The 20,580-nt window shown below is 61.3% G+C and carries 11 protein-coding genes, 2 tRNA genes, 3 rRNA genes and 1 other RNA gene; 13 read left to right on the top strand and 4 right to left on the bottom strand.

Going from position 1 to position 20,580, the window contains the following annotated elements:
- Positions 1–75 precede the first annotated feature (75 nt).
- The 4 genes from zipA (at position 76) to RAM80_RS08845 (ending at position 6,869) form a co-directional block, all read left to right on the top strand.
- A complete protein-coding gene (gene zipA, locus RAM80_RS08860; protein ID WP_416425902.1) occupies positions 76–975 on the top strand; it encodes a cell division protein ZipA in 900 nt (299 codons plus the stop codon).
- 120 nt (positions 976–1,095) lie between these two features.
- On the top strand, positions 1,096–3,453 hold the full coding sequence (gene ligA / locus RAM80_RS08855; RefSeq protein WP_416425900.1) for an NAD-dependent DNA ligase LigA: 2,358 nt from the start codon (positions 1,096–1,098) through the stop codon (positions 3,451–3,453).
- 151 nt (positions 3,454–3,604) lie between these two features.
- Positions 3,605–5,668, top strand: a complete 2,064-nt coding sequence (gene treS / locus RAM80_RS08850) for a maltose alpha-D-glucosyltransferase (RefSeq protein ID WP_416425898.1) — start codon at positions 3,605–3,607, stop codon at positions 5,666–5,668.
- Positions 5,669–5,705: 37 nt separating this feature from the next.
- Positions 5,706–6,869 (top strand): zinc-binding metallopeptidase family protein, encoded by a 1,164-nt coding sequence (locus RAM80_RS08845; protein WP_416425897.1) that lies wholly within the window; start codon positions 5,706–5,708, stop codon positions 6,867–6,869.
- Positions 6,870–6,962: 93 nt separating this feature from the next.
- Here RAM80_RS08845 and RAM80_RS08840 read toward each other — a convergent pair whose 3' ends face one another.
- Positions 6,963–7,409, bottom strand: coding sequence for an Hsp20 family protein (locus RAM80_RS08840; RefSeq protein WP_416425895.1), 447 nt, complete (start codon positions 7,407–7,409; stop codon positions 6,963–6,965).
- A 269-nt stretch (positions 7,410–7,678) separates the two neighbouring features.
- On the opposite strand from RAM80_RS08840, the gene ffs reads away from it, so the two are divergent.
- The 6 genes from ffs to rrf all read left to right on the top strand — a co-directional run bounded on the left by ffs (position 7,679) and on the right by rrf (position 13,939).
- An RNA gene (gene ffs / locus RAM80_RS08835) (signal recognition particle sRNA small type) lies at positions 7,679–7,775 on the top strand.
- Positions 7,776–8,773: 998 nt separating this feature from the next.
- A 16S ribosomal RNA gene (locus RAM80_RS08830) occupies positions 8,774–10,310 on the top strand.
- A gap of 84 nt (positions 10,311–10,394) precedes the next feature.
- Positions 10,395–10,471: transfer RNA gene (locus tag RAM80_RS08825), tRNA-Ile, on the top strand.
- A 10-nt stretch (positions 10,472–10,481) separates the two neighbouring features.
- Positions 10,482–10,557, top strand: a tRNA-Ala gene (locus tag RAM80_RS08820).
- 230 nt (positions 10,558–10,787) lie between these two features.
- Positions 10,788–13,680 (top strand): 23S ribosomal RNA (locus tag RAM80_RS08815).
- A 143-nt stretch (positions 13,681–13,823) separates the two neighbouring features.
- A 5S ribosomal RNA gene (gene rrf, locus RAM80_RS08810) occupies positions 13,824–13,939 on the top strand.
- The 16S, 23S and 5S rRNA genes sit together here with 2 tRNA genes alongside, the layout of an rRNA operon.
- 214 nt (positions 13,940–14,153) lie before the next feature.
- Here the strand turns inward: rrf and blaOXA are convergent.
- The gene (blaOXA, locus tag RAM80_RS08805) at positions 14,154–14,951 is read right to left on the bottom strand and encodes a class D beta-lactamase (protein ID WP_416425893.1); all 798 of its coding nucleotides are present in this window, start codon (positions 14,949–14,951) and stop codon (positions 14,154–14,156) included.
- A 129-nt stretch (positions 14,952–15,080) separates the two neighbouring features.
- Here blaOXA and RAM80_RS08800 point away from each other — a divergent pair, with 129 nt between their 5' ends.
- On the top strand, positions 15,081–16,265 hold the full coding sequence (locus tag RAM80_RS08800) for a CgeB family protein (protein ID WP_416425891.1): 1,185 nt from the start codon (positions 15,081–15,083) through the stop codon (positions 16,263–16,265).
- 147 nt (positions 16,266–16,412) lie between these two features.
- Here RAM80_RS08800 and RAM80_RS08795 read toward each other — a convergent pair whose 3' ends face one another.
- Together RAM80_RS08795 and RAM80_RS08790 are read right to left on the bottom strand one after the other, a co-directional pair.
- Positions 16,413–16,817, bottom strand: a complete 405-nt coding sequence (locus tag RAM80_RS08795; protein ID WP_416425889.1) for a hypothetical protein — start codon at positions 16,815–16,817, stop codon at positions 16,413–16,415.
- 93 nt (positions 16,818–16,910) lie between these two features.
- Entirely contained in the window at positions 16,911–17,801 is an 891-nt protein-coding gene (locus tag RAM80_RS08790; RefSeq protein WP_416425887.1) for a DMT family transporter, read from the bottom strand.
- Between the two features lie 91 nt (positions 17,802–17,892).
- Between RAM80_RS08790 and RAM80_RS08785 the strand changes: the two genes are divergently transcribed.
- Together RAM80_RS08785 and RAM80_RS08780 are read left to right on the top strand one after the other, a co-directional pair.
- Positions 17,893–19,221: a PLP-dependent aminotransferase family protein gene (locus RAM80_RS08785; protein WP_416425885.1), complete on the top strand. Its 1,329-nt coding sequence runs from the start codon at positions 17,893–17,895 to the stop codon at positions 19,219–19,221.
- Positions 19,222–19,409: 188 nt separating this feature from the next.
- The gene (locus RAM80_RS08780) at positions 19,410–20,576 is read left to right on the top strand and encodes a hypothetical protein (protein ID WP_416425883.1); all 1,167 of its coding nucleotides are present in this window, start codon (positions 19,410–19,412) and stop codon (positions 20,574–20,576) included.
- Positions 20,577–20,580 lie beyond the last annotated feature (4 nt).

Below are 20,580 nucleotides of genomic sequence, written 5' to 3'. Positions count from 1 at the left end.
TAGAGTTGGCGCCACGTTTTAAAGGGGGTTCAAGCCCTTTATTTTTCAGCATTTTTCATAGAGGCACAGGATTAAATGGAAATCGGTCTGCGCGAGTGGCTGATCGTCATCGGCGTCATTGTCATCGCCGGTATTCTCTTCGATGGCTGGCGCCGCATGCGCGGCGGCAAGGGCAAATTGAAATTCAGGCTCGACCGCAGCTTCTCCAACCTGCCGGACGAAGAGCACAGCGCCGAAGTGCTGGGCCCGTCGCGGGTGCTGGAAGAGCAGCGCGAGCCGTCCCTGGACGAGCATGACCTGCCGTCCATGAGCGCCCCTGCGCGCGAGCCGGTGGCGCCCAAGCGCAACAAGAAACAGGAACGCGAGCGTGAACGTGAGCGCGAGCGTGCGGTGGCCGAATCGGCCCAGGGCGCCCTGCCACTGGAGCCCGAGCAGCCAGCGGCCTTCAGCGCCCGCGACCGCGAGGACGACTTCCCGGACGACAAGGCCCCGGCCTTCAACGCCGCGGGCGCTGCCCCGGTAGAACACCGCGACCAGCCCCAGGCCGAGGAAGTGTTGGTGATCAGCGTGATCTCCCGTTCCGAAGGCGGCTTCAAGGGCCCGGCGCTGCTGCAGAACATCCTTGAAAGCGGCCTGCGCTTTGGTGAAATGGACATCTTCCACCGCCACGAAAGCATGGCCGGCAACGGCGAAGTGCTGTTCTCCATGGCCAACGCCGTGAAGCCGGGCATCTTCGACCTGGACGACATCGACCACTTCAGCACCCGTGCCGTGAGCTTCTTCCTCGGCCTGCCAGGCCCGCGTCATCCCAAGCAGGCCTTCGACGTGATGGTGGCCGCGGCCCGCAAGCTGGCCCACGAACTGGACGGCGAACTGAAGGACGACCAGCGCAGCGTGCTGACCGCCCAGACCATCGAACACTACCGCCAGCGTATTGTCGAATTCGAACGCCGGGCGCTGACCCAGAAGCGTTGAGATCGTTGGCCCTGCCCCTGTAGGAGCCGACCTTGGTCGCGATGGGGTTTCACAACACCATCGCCGAACACCTGAAGAGCAGCCCCGGCTGCTCTTTTGCTTTACACGAGAACACACAAGATGACCGCCGCCAACACCCGGATCCTCGAACTGCGCGCCGAACTGGACCTGCACAACTACCGCTACCACGTGCTCGACGAGCCGAGCATTCCGGACGCCGAATACGACCGGCTGTTCCGCGAACTCAAGGCGCTGGAAGCCGAGCATCCGGAGTTGGTGACCGCCGACTCGCCCACCCAGCGCGTGGGCAACGCGGCGCTGACCGCGTTCAGCCAGGTGCGCCACGAGATCCCCATGCTCAGCCTGGGCAACGCCTTCGAAGAAACCGACATGCGCGAGTTCGACCGCCGGGTGACCGAGGGTTTGGACCTGCCGGTCGGTGACCTGTTCGGCGGCGGCGCGGCGGTGGAATACAGCTGTGAACCCAAGCTCGACGGCCTGGCCGTGAGCCTGTTGTACCAGGACGGCCTGCTGGTGCGCGGCGCAACCCGCGGCGACGGCACCACCGGCGAGGACATCAGCGTCAACGTGCGCACCATCCGCAACGTGCCGCTCAAGCTGCACGGCGAGGGCTGGCCGGCCACCCTGGAAGTGCGCGGTGAAGTGTTCATGTCCAAGGCCGGCTTCGAGCGCCTCAACGAGGCGCAGATGGAGGCGGGCGGCAAGACCTTCGCCAACCCGCGCAACGCCGCCGCCGGCAGCCTGCGCCAGCTGGATTCGAAGATCACCGCCAGCCGCCCGCTGGAATTCTGCTGCTACGGCCTGGGCCAGGTGTCCGAGAACATCGCCGACACCCACATCGGTAACCTGGAGCAGCTGAAAGCCTGGGGCATGCCCATCAGCCGCGAGTTGAAACTGGCCAAGGGCATCGACGAGTGCCTGGCCTACTACCGCGACATCGGCGAGCGCCGCAACGCGCTCACCTACGAAATCGACGGCGTGGTGTTCAAGGTCAACAGCCTGGCCAGCCAGCGCGAGCTGGGCTTCCGCGCCCGTGAGCCACGCTGGGCCATCGCCCATAAATTCCCGGCCATGGAAGAGCTGACCGAACTGCTGGACGTGGAATTCCAGGTGGGGCGTACGGGCGCAGTGACGCCGGTGGCGCGCTTGAAGCCGGTGAAGGTGGCCGGCGTGACCGTGGCCAACGCCACCCTGCACAACATGGATGAAGTAGCGCGCCTGGGCCTGATGATCGGCGACACCGTGATTATCCGCCGCGCCGGTGACGTCATTCCGCAAGTCATGCAGGTGGTCACCGAGCGCCGCCCGGCCGATGCCCGCCCCGTGCACATCCCCGAAACCTGCCCGGTGTGCGGCTCCCACGTGGAGCGCACGCAACTGGTAAAACGCAGCAAGGGCAAGGAAACCGTCAGCGAAGGCGCCGTGTACCGCTGCGTCGGCCGCCTGGCCTGTGGTGCGCAGCTGAAGCAGGCGATCATCCACTTCGTCTCGCGCCGCGCCATGGACATCGACGGCCTGGGCGAGAAAAGCGTCGAGCAACTGGTGGACGAGGGCCTGGTAGGCTCGCCGGCCGATCTCTATACCCTGGGCTTCGAGCAGATCGTCGACCTTGAGGGCTTCGCCGAGGTGTCCAGCAACAAGCTGCTGGACGCCATCGCTGCCAGCAAGCGCCCGACCCTGGCGCGCTTCATCTTCGCCCTGGGCATTCCCGACGTGGGCGAGGAGACCGCCAAGGTGCTGGCGCGCTCGCTGGGTTCGCTGGAGCGCATCATGGTGGCGCTGCCGCAGGTGCTCACCTACCTGCCGGACGTGGGCCTGGAAGTGGCCTACGAAATTCACAGCTTCTTCGAAGACCCGCACAACCGCACGGTCATCGGCCAGCTGCTGGAGCGCGGCCTTGAGCCCCAGGACCAGGGCGACGTGCACGCCGAGTTCGCTGCCAGCACCACCCTGGCCGGGTTGATCGCAAAGCTGGACATCAGCTCCGTGGGCCCAACCGGTGCCGAGAAGCTGGTGGCCAAGCTGGGCAGCCTGGACAAGATCATTGCCGCCGACGGCATCGACCTGCGCCAGGCCCTGGCGGCCAAGCAGGCGGACGCCGTGCGCGAGTACTTCCTGGTGCCGGGCAATGCCGAGCGCGCGCTGGCAGTCGAGCAACAGTTGCAGGCCTTTGGCATGCACTGGGGCAGCGAGAAAAAAGTCATCGAAGGCTTGCCCCTCACCGGCCAGACCTGGGTGCTGACCGGCAGCCTGGAGCGCATGAGCCGCGACGTGGGCAAGGAAAAGCTCGAAAGCCTGGGCGCCAAGGTGGCAGGCTCGGTGTCGGCCAAGACCCACTGCGTGGTAGCGGGGCCGGGCGCGGGCTCCAAGCTGACCAAGGCCAACGAACTGGGCGTGAAGGTGCTTGACGAAGACGCCTTCGTCGCCTTCCTGGAAGGCCACGGCATCACCGCCTGATCATACGATTTCTGTGGGAGCTGGCTTGCCAGCGAGCTTTTCAGGGCCTCAAAAGCTCGCTGGCAAGCCAGCTCCCACAGGGTTACCAATTTATGCAACGATCCCACCGCAGCGCACTCATAAGGAAATGCCAAAACAGCGGGGGTCACCCATGTCACAGCCGGACCAGGACACCATTCAATGGCTCGTGGACCAGTCCATGCTCCATGCCGCCAAGCAACGCGCCCTTCAATACGCCGGCCAGGCCCGCCTGTGGCAAAGGCCCTTCGCCGAAGCCCGGCCGCGGGACGCCTCGGCCATCGCCTCGGTGTGGTTCACCGCCTACCCCGCGTCCATCGTCACCCGTGAGGGCGGCTCGGTGTTGCAGGCCCTGGGCGATGAGACCCTGTGGCACGCGCTGTCGGAAATCGGTATCCAGGGCATCCACAATGGCCCACTGAAACTGTCCGGTGGCCTGCGCGGCCGCGAACGTACCCCCAGCGTCGACGGCAACTTCGACCGCATGAGCTTCGACATCGACCCGGCCTTGGGCACCGAGGCGGAAATGCTCGGCCTGAGCCGCATTGCCGCCGCCCACAATGCCATCGTCATCGACGACGCGATTCCCTCGCACACCGGCAAGGGTGCCGACTTCCGCCTGGCCGAGCGCGCCTACGCCGACTACCCCGGCCTGTACCACATGGTCGAAATCAAGGAAGAGGACTGGCCGCTGCTGCCCGACGTCGAGCCGGGCCGCGATGCGCGCAACCTGCCGCCTGAAACCGTCGACCTGCTCAAGGCCAGGCACTACATCGTCGGCCAATTGCAGCGGGTAATCTTCTTCGAGCCCGGGGTGAAGGAGACCGACTGGAGCGTGACGCCGGTCATTGTCGGCGTCGATGGCAAGGCGCGGCGCTGGGTGTACCTGCACTATTTCAAGGAAGGCCAGCCGTCGCTGAACTGGCTGGACCCCACCTTTACCGCACAGCAGATGATCATCGGCGACGCCCTGCATTCCATCGACGTGATGGGCGCGCGCATCCTGCGCCTGGACGCCAACGGTTTCCTCGGCGTGGAGCGCCGCGCCGAGGGCAACGCCTGGTCCGAAAGCCACCCGCTGTCGGTGAACGGCAACCAGCTGCTGGCCGGCACCATCCGCAAGGCCGGCGGCTTCAGCTTCCAGGAGCTGAACCTGACCATCGATGACATCGCCACCATGTCCAAGGGCGGCGCCGACCTGTCCTATGACTTCATCACCCGCCCGGCCTACCAGCACGCGCTGCTGACCGGCAACACCGAATTCCTGCGGCTGATGCTGCGCCAGGTGCACCACTTCGGCATCGACCCTGCCTCGCTGATCCATGCGCTGCAGAACCATGACGAGCTGACGCTCGAATTGGTCCACTTCTGGACCCTGCACGCCCACGACACCTACCTGTACCAGGGCCAGACCTTCCCGGGCAATATCCTCCGCGAGCACATTCGCGAGGAGATGTACGAGCGCCTGGCGGGCGAGCACGCGCCCTATAACCTGAAGTTCGTCACCAATGGGGTGTCCTGCACCACGGCCAGCATCATCACCGCCGCCCTGGGCATCCGCGACCTGGCGGCCATCACCGCCGAGGACGTGCAGAAGATCAAGCACATCCACCTGCTGCTGGTGATGTACAACGCCATGCAGCCGGGGGTGTTCGCCCTGTCGGGCTGGGACCTGGTGGGCGCCTTGCCGCTGCCGGCCGAGCAGGTCGCGCACCTGATGCAAGACGGCGACACCCGCTGGATTCACCGCGGCGCCTACGACCTGGTGGACCTGGACCCCAGCGCCGAACTGTCCGCCGGCGGCATGCCGCGGCCGCAGACCCTGTATGGCAGTATCACCAGCCAACTGCAGCAGGCCGATTCCTTCGCCACCCAGCTGAAGAAGATTCTCGCGGTACGCCGCGCCTACGACATTGCTGCCAGCCGCCAGATCCTCATCCCGGACGTGCAACACCCCGGCCTGTTGGTGCTGGTACATGAGCTGCCGGCGGGGAAGGGCACGCAGATCACCGCCCTCAATTTCAGTGCCGACAGCCTGGTGGAAACCCTGCACCTGCCGGGCATCGCCCCGGGCCCGGTGGTGGACATCATCAACGAGCGGGTGGAGGGCGACCTTACCGACAGCGGCGAATTCACCATTACCCTCGACCCCTACGAAGGCCTGGCGCTGCGTGTGGTCAGCAGTACCCCGCTGTAGCGTCTACGCTGCCCCCCATCATCCCCGGAGAACGTGCATGTACCGCCTTTTCGAGCAATTGAGCACCCGCATCGCCGCGCCCTTCGTGGGGCAGGACAACCGCCACAGCAAGGTCTGGCACTGTCAGTGCGGCCAGTCGATCTTCTTCCGCAACAGCCAGTGCCTGGCCTGCTCGGCAGCGCTGGGCTACTGGCCGGAGCTGAACCTGCTGTCATCGCTGCAGGCCGGCCCGCAGGCAGGCACCTGGCAGTTGGACGCCGACCTCGACGCCGGCCAGTTCCGCCGCTGCGCCAACCTCGACACCCCGGCCGCCTGCAACTGGCTGGTGCGCGCCGACAGCCCCGAGACCTTCTGCGTGTCGTGCGCGCTGAACCGCACCATTCCCGATCTGTCCGTGGCGGAAAACCCCGAGCGCTGGCGCAAGGTGGAAACCGCCAAGCGGCGCATGGTCTCGCAACTGATCAACCTGGGCCTGGAGGTGGTGCCCAAGGTGGTGGATGACGACACGGGCCTGGCCTTCGACTTCATCGGTATCGACCTGGAAGGCAACGCGCCCATGACCGGCCACGCCAACGGTCTGATCACCCTGGATATAAAGGAGGCCGACGACGCCCACCGGGAAAAGGTGCGGGTGATGATGCGCGAACCGTACCGCACCCTGCTGGGGCACTTCCGTCACGAAGTGGGCCACTACTATTGGGATCGGCTGGTGGCGGGCAGCCACTGGCTGGGCGAATTCCGCAACCTGTTCGGCGACGACAGCCAAAGCTACGTGGATGCCCTGCAACGCCACTACGAACAGGGCGCGCCGCTGGACTGGCAGCAACGCTACGTCAGTGCCTACGCCACCATGCACCCCTGGGAAGACTGGGCAGAAACCTGGGCGCACTACCTGCACATGATGGACGCCGTGGACACCGCCCTGGGCTTCGGCATGAGCGCGCGCGACATGGACCTGGACTACCAGCCATTCCCGCTGGACACCCTGTACGATCCCCAGCACGCCAGCGGGCCCGCATTCCTGGCGTTCGTGAACACCTGGATAGAACTGGCCGGCATGCTCAACGAACTGTCGCGCAGCATGGGCCAGCCGGATTTCTATCCCTTCGTGCTGCCGCAGGCGGTCATCGCCAAGCTGCACTTCGTGCACCTGGTCATCCAGGAAGCCGGGGGCAGGGCGGATGAAGTGTTGCAGGTGTAAACGCGAACCGCGTAGCAGCTGCCGCAGGCTGCGTCCGCCAACCCCGCAAAAAAAAGGGCGCCCCCCAGGGCGCCCTTCTTCATCACATCGCGCTTACTGCAGCGCGGCCTGCCCAACCCCATTGATCGGGATGCGCTTGGCCTTGGCTTCTTCAGGCACCACGCGCAGCAGGTCGATATTGAGCAGCCCATTGGCCAGCCCGGCAGCCTTCACCTCTATATGGTCGGCCAACCGGAACGACAGCTTGAACGCCCGTTGGGCAATACCCTGGTGCAGATAGGTCACGGCCTCGCCGTTGCCTTCGCGCTTGCCGCCACTGACGGTCAATACGCCTTTCTCTACCTGCAACTCAAGGTCCGACTCCTGGAAGCCTGCGGCGGCGACCACGATGCGGTATTGATCATCGCCATGTTTCTCGACGTTGTAGGGCGGGTAGCTGCTACCCGGCTCGTTACGCGCCGCCGACTCGAACAGATCGTTGAAACGGTCGAAGCCCACGGAATGGCGGAACAGTGGGGCGAGGGAAAATGCGGTAGTCATGGTCAATCTCCTGAACAATCAGCAAGGTTTGGTGCGCGACCCGACTTCGGCATCGCGTACAGAACAGATAGGGCTGGCTGATTGGATTTCAAGAAATGGGATGAAAATTTTTTGGCCCCGTTGCAGTGCCGTCGCCAACAGGCGTTGAGGGGGTAAACCCAAGTGTTTGAACCTCTTACGAATTTTTCCTGCAATCAAAGGTTGTATCTTCGCCCAAGACCGGTACAATGGCCCCGCTCGCTGCCAGGCGAGTGTTGTTATGGTGACCCCATCGGTCCCCCCGCAACGATTACCCGTTAACCTGGTCAGGCCCGGAAGGGAGCAGCCACAGCGGGAACATTGTGTGCCGGGGTGTGGCTGGTGGGGTTGCCTCCATTCTCTGCTTTACCTCTCCTTTATATACAATGCTTCACCCTTTCGCCGTGTGGTGATGCGGGGGTGATTTCGTGCGTTCCTTGTATTCGTTCTCTGTTGCCTCGATTTGAAAATCGGTAGTGGCTTCAAGTGCATGTCATGTGATTGCATCAGGGCCACCAGGTGCCAGGCGTTGTTTTTCTGGCGCCCTCGAGATCGAGCGCCGCCCGCGCGGCGCATCGCGACCAAGGTCGGCTCCTACCGTTTGTTTCGGGCCAATAACGCCAGTGCCATCGTGGTGTCCGCCTTGTTGGTTCACTGCAGATCTGCGTTGGTGCGACCAGGCGCAACACCTATCTATAGCGGGGCACGTTGCAACAGATGTAGGAGCCGGCCTTGGCCGCGATGCGCCGCGCGGGCGGCGCTCGATGTCATGAGGCATGAAATCCTCACGGCATGCACCCGGTGGCCTTCATATGGTGGCCCGCGGGGAAGCTTTTGACTTTAAAGACAATTTGCCGAAATTAACCCTTGACCTCCCCCCGAATCTCTCTATAATTCGCCCCACTTCCGGCGCAACCGAAACGGAAAACTCCTTGAAACTCAACGAGTTAACCGAAGTAAGCAGCTCCGAAAGGTTTCGATCTTAACGTCGAAAGCGGTGAAAAAGGCAGTTGACAGCAACGCAAGTTGCTGTAGAATTCGCCTCCCGCTAACGAGAGATCGAAGCGAGCCAAGTGGTTGAAGTTGTTAGAGATTCTCTGAAAAACTTCAAAATAAACGCTTGACAGGCTCTGAGGAAAGCGTAGAATGCGCGCCTCGGTTGAGACGAAAGAATCAACCAACCGCTCTTTAACAATTGAATCAAGCAATTCGTGTGGGTGCTTGTGACTCAGACTGATAGTCAAAAAGATTATCAGCATCATAAGTTACTCCACGAGAAATCATGGTTTAACCAACGATTGCTGAGCCAAGTTTATAGGGTTTTCTCAAAACCCGATTGCAGTATTGAACTGAAGAGTTTGATCATGGCTCAGATTGAACGCTGGCGGCAGGCCTAACACATGCAAGTCGAGCGGATGAGAAGAGCTTGCTCTTCGATTCAGCGGCGGACGGGTGAGTAATGCCTAGGAATCTGCCTGGTAGTGGGGGACAACGTTTCGAAAGGAACGCTAATACCGCATACGTCCTACGGGAGAAAGCAGGGGACCTTCGGGCCTTGCGCTATCAGATGAGCCTAGGTCGGATTAGCTAGTTGGTGAGGTAATGGCTCACCAAGGCGACGATCCGTAACTGGTCTGAGAGGATGATCAGTCACACTGGAACTGAGACACGGTCCAGACTCCTACGGGAGGCAGCAGTGGGGAATATTGGACAATGGGCGAAAGCCTGATCCAGCCATGCCGCGTGTGTGAAGAAGGTCTTCGGATTGTAAAGCACTTTAAGGTGGGAGGAAGGGTTGTAGATTAATACTCTGCAATTTTGACGTTACCGCCAGAATAAGCACCGGCTAACTCTGTGCCAGCAGCCGCGGTAATACAGAGGGTGCAAGCGTTAATCGGAATTACTGGGCGTAAAGCGCGCGTAGGTGGTTTGTTAAGTTGGATGTGAAATCCCCGGGCTCAACCTGGGAACTGCATCCAAAACTGGCAAGCTAGAGTATGGTAGAGGGTAGTGGAATTTCCTGTGTAGCGGTGAAATGCGTAGATATAGGAAGGAACACCAGTGGCGAAGGCGACTACCTGGACTGATACTGACACTGAGGTGCGAAAGCGTGGGGAGCAAACAGGATTAGATACCCTGGTAGTCCACGCCGTAAACGATGTCAACTAGCCGTTGGGGACCTTGAGTCTTTAGTGGCGCAGCTAACGCATTAAGTTGACCGCCTGGGGAGTACGGCCGCAAGGTTAAAACTCAAATGAATTGACGGGGGCCCGCACAAGCGGTGGAGCATGTGGTTTAATTCGAAGCAACGCGAAGAACCTTACCAGGCCTTGACATCCAATGAACTTTCCAGAGATGGATTGGTGCCTTCGGGAGCATTGAGACAGGTGCTGCATGGCTGTCGTCAGCTCGTGTCGTGAGATGTTGGGTTAAGTCCCGTAACGAGCGCAACCCTTGTCCTTAGTTACCAGCACGTTATGGTGGGCACTCTAAGGAGACTGCCGGTGACAAACCGGAGGAAGGTGGGGATGACGTCAAGTCATCATGGCCCTTACGGCCTGGGCTACACACGTGCTACAATGGTCGGTACAGAGGGTTGCCAAGCCGCGAGGTGGAGCTAATCTCACAAAACCGATCGTAGTCCGGATCGCAGTCTGCAACTCGACTGCGTGAAGTCGGAATCGCTAGTAATCGCGAATCAGAATGTCGCGGTGAATACGTTCCCGGGCCTTGTACACACCGCCCGTCACACCATGGGAGTGGGTTGCACCAGAAGTAGCTAGTCTAACCTTCGGGAGGACGGTTACCACGGTGTGATTCATGACTGGGGTGAAGTCGTAACAAGGTAGCCGTAGGGGAACCTGCGGCTGGATCACCTCCTTAATCGACGACATCAGCTGTATCATGAGCTCCCACACGAATTGCTTGATTCATTGAAGAAGACGATATCGGTAACAGCTCTTAACTGGGTCTGTAGCTCAGTTGGTTAGAGCGCACCCCTGATAAGGGTGAGGTCGGCAGTTCGAATCTGCCCAGACCCACCAGTTTCTTGTTGGGGCCATAGCTCAGCTGGGAGAGCGCCTGCCTTGCACGCAGGAGGTCAGCGGTTCGATCCCGCTTGGCTCCACCACCTACCGACAAAGCTTAGAAATGAGCATTCGCATCGAATGTTGATTTCTGAACTTTATCAGAATCGTTCTTTAAAAATTTGGGTATGTGATAGAAAGATAGACTGAACGTTACTTTCACTGGTAACGGATCAGGCTAAGGTAAAATTTGTGACTGCTCTTAGTTGAGCAAGCATGCAAATTTTCGGCGAATGTCGTCTTCATAGTATAACCAGATTGCTTGGGGTTATATGGTCAAGTGAAGAAGCGCATACGGTGGATGCCTTGGCAGTCAGAGGCGATGAAAGACGTGGTAGCCTGCGAAAAGCTTCGGGGAGTCGGCAAACAGACTGTGATCCGGAGATGTCTGAATGGGGGAACCCAGCCATCATAAGATGGTTATCTTGTACTGAATACATAGGTGCAAGAGGCGAACCAGGGGAACTGAAACATCTAAGTACCCTGAGGAAAAGAAATCAACCGAGATTCCCTTAGTAGTGGCGAGCGAACGGGGACCAGCCCTTAAGTGGCTTTGAGATTAGCGGAACGCTCTGGAAAGTGCGGCCATAGTGGGTGATAGCCCTGTACGCGAAAATCTCTTAGTCATGAAATCGAGTAGGACGGAGCACGAGAAACTTTGTCTGAATATGGGGGGACCATCCTCCAAGGCTAAATACTACTGACTGACCGATAGTGAACTAGTACCGTGAGGGAAAGGCGAAAAGAACCCCGGAGAGGGGAGTGAAATAGATCCTGAAACCGTATGCGTACAAGCAGTGGGAGCAGACTTTGTTCTGTGACTGCGTACCTTTTGTATAATGGGTCAGCGACTTATATTCAGTGGCGAGCTTAACCGAATAGGGGAGGCGTAGCGAAAGCGAGTCTTAATAGGGCGTTTAGTCGCTGGGTATAGACCCGAAACCGGGCGATCTATCCATGGGCAGGTTGAAGGTTAGGTAACACTGACTGGAGGACCGAACCGACTACCGTTGAAAAGTTAGCGGATGACCTGTGGATCGGAGTGAAAGGCTAATCAAGCTCGGAGATAGCTGGTTCTCCTCGAAAGCTATTTAGGTAGCGCCTCATGTATCACTGTAGGGGGTAGAGCACTGTTTCGGCTAGGGGGTCATCCCGACTTACCAAACCGATGCAAACTCCGAATACCTACAAGTGCCGAGCATGGGAGACACACGGCGGGTGCTAACGTCCGTCGTGAAAAGGGAAACAACCCAGACCGTCAGCTAAGGTCCCAAAGTCATGGTTAAGTGGGAAACGATGTGGGAAGGCTTAGACAGCTAGGAGGTTGGCTTAGAAGCAGCCACCCTTTAAAGAAAGCGTAATAGCTCACTAGTCGAGTCGGCCTGCGCGGAAGATGTAACGGGGCTAAAACCATGCACCGAAGCTACGGGTATCACCTTTGGGTGATGCGGTAGAGGAGCGTTCTGTAAGCCTGTGAAGGTGAGTTGAGAAGCTTGCTGGAGGTATCAGAAGTGCGAATGCTGACATGAGTAACGACAATGGGTGTGAAAAACACCCACGCCGAAAGACCAAGGTTTCCTGCGCAACGTTAATCGACGCAGGGTTAGTCGGTCCCTAAGGCGAGGCTGAAAAGCGTAGTCGATGGAAAACAGGTTAATATTCCTGTACTTCCGGTTATTGCGATGGAGGGACGGAGAAGGCTAGGCCAGCTTGGCGTTGGTTGTCCAAGTTTAAGGTGGTAGGCTGGGATCTTAGGTAAATCCGGGATCCTAAGGCCGAGAGCTGATGACGAGTTGCCTTTAGGCGACGAAGTGGTTGATGCCATGCTTCCAAGAAAAGCTTCTAAGCTTCAGATAACCGGGAACCGTACCCCAAACCGACACAGGTGGTTGGGTAGAGAATACCAAGGCGCTTGAGAGAACTCGGGTGAAGGAACTAGGCAAAATGGCACCGTAACTTCGGGAGAAGGTGCGCCGGTGAGGGTGAAGGACTTGCTCCGTAAGCCCATGCCGGTCGAAGATACCAGGCCGCTGCGACTGTTTATTAAAAACACAGCACTCTGCAAACACGAAAGTGGACGTATAGGGTGTGACGCCTGCCCGGTGCCGGAAGGTTAATTGATGGGGTTAGCTAACGCGAAGCTCTTGATCGAAGCCCCGGTAAACGGCGGCCGTAACTATAACGGTCCTAAGGTAGCGAAATTCCTTGTCGGGTAAGTTCCGACCTGCACGAATGGCGTAACGATGGCGGCGCTGTCTCCACCCGAGACTCAGTGAAATTGAAATCGCTGTGAAGATGCAGTGTATCCGCGGCTAGACGGAAAGACCCCGTGAACCTTTACTATAGCTTTGCACTGGACTTTGAATTTGCTTGTGTAGGATAGGTGGGAGGCTTTGAAGCGTGGACGCCAGTTCGCGTGGAGCCATCCTTGAAATACCACCCTGGCAACTTTGAGGTTCTAACTCAGGTCCGTTATCCGGATCGAGGACAGTGTATGGTGGGTAGTTTGACTGGGGCGGTCTCCTCCTAAAGAGTAACGGAGGAGTACGAAGGTGCGCTCAGACCGGTCGGAAATCGGTCGTAGAGTATAAAGGCAAAAGCGCGCTTGACTGCGAGACAGACACGTCGAGCAGGTACGAAAGTAGGTCTTAGTGATCCGGTGGTTCTGTATGGAAGGGCCATCGCTCAACGGATAAAAGGTACTCCGGGGATAACAGGCTGATACCGCCCAAGAGTTCATATCGACGGCGGTGTTTGGCACCTCGATGTCGGCTCATCACATCCTGGGGCTGAAGCCGGTCCCAAGGGTATGGCTGTTCGCCATTTAAAGTGGTACGCGAGCTGGGTTTAGAACGTCGTGAGACAGTTCGGTCCCTATCTGCCGTGGACGTTTGAGATTTGAGAGGGGCTGCTCCTAGTACGAGAGGACCGGAGTGGACGAACCTCTGGTGTTCCGGTTGTCACGCCAGTGGCATTGCCGGGTAGCTATGTTCGGAAAAGATAACCGCTGAAAGCATCTAAGCGGGAAACTTGCCTCAAGATGAGATCTCACTGGAACCTTGAGTTCCCTAAAGGGCCGTCGAAGACTACGACGTTGATAGGTTGGGTGTGTAAGCGCTGTGAGGCGTTGAGCTAACCAATACTAATTGCCCGTGAGGCTTGACCATATAACACCCAAGCAATTTGCGTCGAATGACCAGATTGCGGTGTTGTGAAGATGATACGAACCGAAAGTTTGCTGATTCACAAATACCATCACATACCCGATTCGCTGGAATGCCTCCCAAAGGGCATCCTGGCTACAGAATTTCTTGACGACCATAGAGCATTGGAACCACCTGATCCCATCCCGAACTCAGCAGTGAAACGATGCATCGCCGATGGTAGTGTGGGGTTTCCCCATGTGAGAGTAGGTCATCGTCAAGATTAAATTCCGAAACCCCCATCTGCGCAGGCAGGTGGGGGTTTTGTCTTTCTGGCGTGTGCAAAAAATCCCGGACGCGGCCTGCGGCCGCTGCTACGCGGGCGCGTGGGCGCCATGTCAGGTACACCGCACGTAGCAGCGGCCAGGGGCCGCGTCCGAAGCCCCCGCTTAACGACCGGGCACTCTGCAAACCCCGGACGCCGCCTTCGGCAGCTGCTACGGGTGGGTTGTTATTGTGGGCCAATCGCGCAGCACTTCCCCGCGCGCTCGCAATCCTGCTGAAACACCCCCGGCCTGCTCGTCCTGCACCAGCCGTGCGAACACCACCGTGCGCCCAGCCTTCATACCCCAGCCCACAAACCATCCATAGCCATGGGCTTCATCGCTCACCCCATTGGCATCGCGTGGGTACGCCATGCCCGTCTTGCCATGTATTTCCCAACCGTCAGGGCGTTCATCAATCAGCGCCAGCCGCGCAGTCATGTCCATGGCATGGCGGCTCACCGGCAACGTGCGGTTCACCAGCCGTTGCAGGAACGCGGCCTGTTCCACCGGCGAGATTTTAAGCGAGGAGCCGATCCAGGCGCGGTCCAGGCCGTTGGCTTTGCCCGGGTCGCCAGACAGGTCGGCGTTGCCGTAGCGGAACGCGCGGGTGTAGTGGCCGACCTTGGCGGCCCCCAGGGCATGAGTGATGCGCTGGGAGTACCAGACCACCGAGTATTTGATCCAGCGCGCCGGGTCGGTGGGTTGCAGCCAGTTGGCACCACCCCAGTCGGGGTCGCCGGGTTGGTAGTTGAGCAGCGGGGTATGGGCGTCGTGCAGGTAACCGGCATCAAAGCCCATCAGGCTGATGGCGAGCTTGAAGGTGGAGGCGGGGGTGACGCGGGTGGTGCAGTCGCCGGTTTGCTCAAGGACGGCGGAGGTTTTCGCGTCGGTGACCAGGTTGCACAGGGTGCCGGCATGGGCGGGAAGCGAGGTGAGGGCGGCGAGGATCGCCAAGGTCCGTTTGAACATGGAATTTCCGTTTCTGCTGTAGGGCGGATAAAGCAACTCTAGACTCACGTGGCCGCTGCCGCAGGCTGCGTCTAGGGCCGCCACCCCTGCTATGGTAGGCTTTCGACCTTCACTTTCAGAGACTTTGCCGTGGACGCTGAACAACCCCAATCGGCCGCCCTGGTCGTGGTATTCGAGGCGCCGGTGGTGTCCCGGGACTGCGCCGACGCGCTGCGCACCCTCGGCTTTCGCGTTACCTGCCTGCCCATCACCGAAGATAACGTGATGGGCTTGATGAGCAGCCGGCCGGACTATGTGCTGACCATCAACTTCAACCGCTACATCTCCGAAGTCTGCGAACTGCTGAAGGTCACCTACCTGGCGTGGGTCATCGATACGCCGTGTTATCCGCTCTACGACGGCGCCGTCAAACATTCGCACAGTTTCACCTTCGCCTACGACGCGGCCATTGCCCAGCGCTTGAGGGCGCGTGGGGTGCGGCAGATTTACCATTTGCCGGTGGCCGCCAACCCGGGGCGCATCGAGCAGCTCCAGCAACAAGGCGCGGCCGTGGACCTTGTGCACGACATCAGTTTTGTCGCCAACCTGACCAGGACCGAGTACGCCTCGCTGATCCAGCCCAGGTTATCGCCAAGCACCAGCGCTCGCTGCGCGGCGTTGATCCAGTCGTTGGACCAACCCAGCGCAACCTTTACCCTGGCCGAGCACATCGACGAGGCGCTGATTGCCGACGTCAACCGGGAATCCGGCTACGGGCTCACCGGCGAACACTTGCTCAGCCCCGCGGAAAAGCTGGCTTACCTGCTCGCGCGCGAACACTCCTGGCAAGAGCGAATTGGCCTGGTGCGCCAGGTTGAACAGCGTTTCGACCTGCGGGTGTACGGCAACAGCGAATGGGAAGGACAGATTCAGGGATATGCCGGGCACGCGGATCATTTCGAGACGATGCCGAAGATTTTCCAGCAGTCGAAGATCAACCTCAACCTCAGCCGCTCGTTCGTCGAGTACGGGCTGCCAATGCGCATTTTCGATGTGCTGAGTTGCGGCGGTTTCCTGCTGACCAACGACAAGCAGGACCTGGGCAAGCTGTTCACCAACGGCAAGGACCTGGTGATTTTCCGTGACACCCAGGACCTGCTGGAGATCTGCGCCTATTACCTGGAACACGAGGACGAGCGCCAGGCCATTGCGCGGCAGGGCGCGGCGACACTGCGCGAGCAGCATACCTACCTGCTGCGCATGATCGACCTGTTCACCACGGTGCAGGCTGTGCAGGGCGGGCAGCCCATGCCCTTGAGCCGTTGGTACACGTAGGCTCTGTACGAAATGTATCCCAGCTCGCCCATGCTGCGTTGAAAACAGGCTCGGAATGCTCATTTACAACCCGTAAACTCCGCTTCCTCGCCTGTTTTCGCCTTGCCTGGCCTTCGCTGGAACACATTTCATACAGACCCTAGGCTGTCAACGCCCGCCGTGCGGGTGCGGGGCGTCCACCAGCAATGTGGCGCCAAGCAGCCGGATGCGGCTTTCGGAATGGTAGGCGCCATCGTCGTTGTAGCGCAGGTAGGCCCGCCCGCACGCGCTGCATTGCCACACCCCGCATTGGTTGTAGGGGTAATACAGCGGCGCGATGGGCGCGTGCGCTGACCAGTAACTGGTGCCTGCGGGGTGGTATTCGTCAAGCGTGGCCTGGTCGGCGTCGAACTGCGCAAGGGTGCCCACCTGGGTGAACTGGGCTTCGCGCAGGGTTACCGGCCAGCCCTCCCACCCCACCAGGGGTTTGGCGGTACAGCTACAGGGAATGGCAACGGCGGCGGTTTTCTCGGCGAGGGCGAGCAGGGCGGCGTAATCCATTACAGTCGGCATAGGCATCCTTGGCAGGGAAGAAGATTGACTGTGGTGCGCCTCTACACTGCTTGGCGCGGTGCACGAGTGTCAAGCAAGATGCCGGTACTGGCCTCAGCGCCCGAACCGCCGCACCCCGGCCACACAGCCAATCACGCCCATCGTCACCCCCAGCATTCCCCAGCTCACTTGCTCCCCGAGCACCGTCGCTGCCAACGCCAGGCCGAAGAACGGTTGCAGCAACTGCAATTGCCCCACCGTCGCGATGCCACCCTGGGCCAGGCCGCGGTACCAGAACACAAAGCCGATGAACATGCTGAACAACGCCACGTAGCCCAGGCTCAACCAGCCGGCCAGGTGCACGTTGGCGAAGCTGGGCGGCATCAGCAACGCAGTGGCCACGGCCATGAAGGGCAGGGCCAGCACCAGCGCCCAGGAGATCACCTGCCAGCCGCCCAGGCTGCGCGACAGGGCAGCGCCTTCGGCGTAGCCCAGGCCGCAGACCAGCACCGCGCCGAGCATCAGGAGGTCGCCCAGTGGCGCTGCCGCTACCCCCTGGGCCAAGGCGTAGCCGACCACCAGCAGGGCACCGATCACCGAGAACAGCCAGAACGCCGGCCGCGGCCGCTCGCCGCCGCGCAGCACGGCAAACATCGCCGTGGCCATGGGCAGCAGGCCGAGGAAGACGATGGAATGGGCAGAGGTGACATGGCGCAGCGCCAAGGCCGTCAGCAGCGGGAAGCCGACCACCACGCCCAGCGCCACGATGCCCAGCGAGAACAGCTGCCCACGCCCCGGGCGCCGCTCCTTGAACAACAGCAATACGGCCAGGGCCAGCAGCCCCGCCAGCGTGGCGCGGGCAACGGTGAGGAACAACGGGTCGAAATCCAGCACCGCCAGGCGCGTGGCGGGCAGCGAGCCGCTGAAGATCAGCACGCCGATGAAACCGTTGAGCCAGCCGCTGGAGGGCTTGGCGAAGGGGGCGGTGGTGCTGGTGCGTTCCATGGCGTTTCCTGAAGGGAGTGGGGATTGCAGGCGATCCATCCTAGGAGCGAAAATCAGCACAATCAAATGATTGTCATGGATACATCTGCCTATGGCCCGCGCTCGTTACAAGCAACTGGTGGACCGCTTTGCTGCTGACATTCATGCCGGCCGCCTGCTGCCCGGCACGCGCTTGCCTACCCATCGCGAGCTGGCCGGCGAGCATGGCCTGGCGCTGGTGACGGCGACGCGGGTGTACGCCGAGCTGGCGAGCATGGGCCTGGTCAGTGGCGAGACCGGCCGCGGCACCTTCGTGCGCGACACCCAGTTGCCCGCCGGCCACGGCGTGGACCAGGCGCCCGTGGCCGCCGGCATGCTCGACCTCAATTTCAATTACCCCTCCATGCCCGGCCAGGCCGACAGGCTGCGCGCAGCGCTGCGCAACCTCGCTACCGCCGGCGACCTGGAGGCGCTGCTGCGCTACCAGCCCCACGCCGGCCGGCCGCTGGAGCGCGCGGCGATGGCGGGATACCTGCAGGCCCAGGGGCTGGAGGTGAGCGCCGAACAGACGCTGATTGTCACGGGCGCCCAGCACGGCCTGGCCGTGACGGTGATGGGGCTGCTGCAGCCCGGTGACGTGGTGGCAGTGGATGCCTTGACCTACCCGGGGTTCAAAATTGTCGCCGAGGCCCATCGGGTGGAACTGGTGCCGATCCCGGTGAAAGGGCAAGGGCCTGACCTCGAGGCGCTGGATGCGTTGTGCCAGCGCCGTCGTGTGCGGGCGCTGTACTGCATGCCGACCCTGCAGAACCCGCTGGGATGGGTGATGGAAGGCGCGCAGCGTGAACAGCTGGCGGCAGTGGCGCGTCGGCATGATCTGATCGTTATCGAGGACGCTGCCTACGCCTTTCTGGTAGAGGACGCACCGCCACCCTTGGCCACCTTCGCGCCGGAACGGACGGTCTATGTGTCGGGGTTTTCCAAGAGCGTGGCCACTGGCCTGCGCGTGGGCTTCGTGGCGGCGCCGCTGCCGTGGGTGGCGGCCATCGAGCGGATGATCCGCGCCACCCACTGGAACACCCCGGGGGTGATGACGGCCATCGCCTGCCAGTGGCTGAAGGACGGCACGGTCAGTCAATGCGAGGCCTACAAGCGCCAGGACGCACGGGGCCGGCAAGTCCTGGCAGGGCAGGTGCTCAAGGGCATGCCGCTGGTGCGCCACCCTGCGTCCTACTTCATCTGGCTGCCGCTGCCCGAGGAATTGCGCGCCGACCAGGTGGCCGTGGCGCTGTTGCGCGAGCAGGTCGCGGTGTCGACTGCCGAGCTGTTCGCCACCTCGGCGCACGTGCCCCACGCCATCCGGTTGGCGCTGGGCTCGGTGGACATGGGCGCGCTGCGCCATGCCCTGGAGCGCGTACGCCACGTAGTGGGCACTTACTAACCCGTAGCAGCGGCCGCCGGCCGCGTCCTTGGCACCGCGTTGCCGCGGACGCGGCCGGGCGCGTTTGTAGGAAGCGCACTTCAAGGGCTTCGGAAATTTCACGCTTTTGCTTGGGACTCGTCCGGCTTTCTCGCCACGGCGGGGGCTCTACAGTGGTGGCACTGTAAAAGCCACCCGAGACCAGCCCCATGACCGAACACCCAGGCCTGTATATCGAGTACCTGGACGCCGACCCCGAGACACGTGCCCTGTGCCTGCGCTACTGGCGCCTGGACGCCGACAGCGGGCGGTTCGCCGAGACTGTGGCGCGCATCTACCGCGACGAAGGCCTGAGCCAGTCCGAGCTGACGGCCGTGGTGCGGCGCCATTCCCGGGCCTGGTCCACGGTGATGAAATGCGCACGCTGCGCCGAGCCGCTGCTGTTCGCCACCCGCACCGATTTCATTTCCCGCAGCGAGGGGCGGCCGTTTCGCTGCGACGCATGCCAGGCCAGCGAACAGGAACAACTGGCCATCGCCAAGCGCCTGCGCATCGTGCAGGCGTTCGAGCAGGCCATGGCCGAGGGGCGGCCGCTGTCGGCGCTGGCGCCACGCCACTGCCTGTACCTGCTGGCCTTGCTGAAGTACGCCGGCAGCGAGGACCTGTCGCACATCCGCCCCTACTGCCAGGTGCGCCAGGAACGGTTGACGCCCCAGCGCGACATGGACCGGGAGCTGATCAATGACCTGTGGCGCGCGGGGGTGATCGCCGTGGACCCGGCCTCGGACCCGGCCGCCATCGACCTCGACAAGGACCAGAACGCCCGCGTGCACTTCAATGAAGTGCGCTGGTTGCCCACCGTGCCGGGTGTTGCCGGGCCTGCGCTGTACGATTTGCTGGAGCATCACGTCCTGCACCCTGATTTCCTCCTCGCCGGGGCAACGGAGCTGCGCGGCTGCTGCAACGAACTGGCGTTGCTCGAATGCCTGGCGTTCCTGGAGATGGCCTTGGAGGAGTACCGCCTGGGCTACCGCGCCGGCGACAAGACCCGAGCCATGATTGTCACGGCGTTGCGCAGCTACACCGTGGCCCAGGTGTGCAACGTGCTGTACCGGGCAGCTCGGGATGCCGCGGCGTTCTACCAGCGTGGCGGGGTCAGCCGCGACCATGCGGCCAAGACCGTGGTGGGCAGTTTCGAGCGCCTGATGGAGAAAACCATGGCCAATGAATGGATCGTCACGCCGTTCCGGCGCAACTTCAACCTGCCGCAGTCGGTGCTCAGCCGCCTGATCTACAACCGCATGCTGGGCACCGACGACGGCGGCTTCAGCCATAGCACCGAGGCGTTGCTGGGGCCTGCCGCCGTGGCGTCGTGATGGC

This window comes from Pseudomonas sp. App30, from assembly GCF_047947025.1.
Lineage (GTDB): Bacteria > Pseudomonadota > Gammaproteobacteria > Pseudomonadales > Pseudomonadaceae > Aquipseudomonas.
The sequence above is the reverse complement of the archived record's forward strand: the minus strand, read 5'-3'. Positions and strand labels throughout refer to the sequence as shown.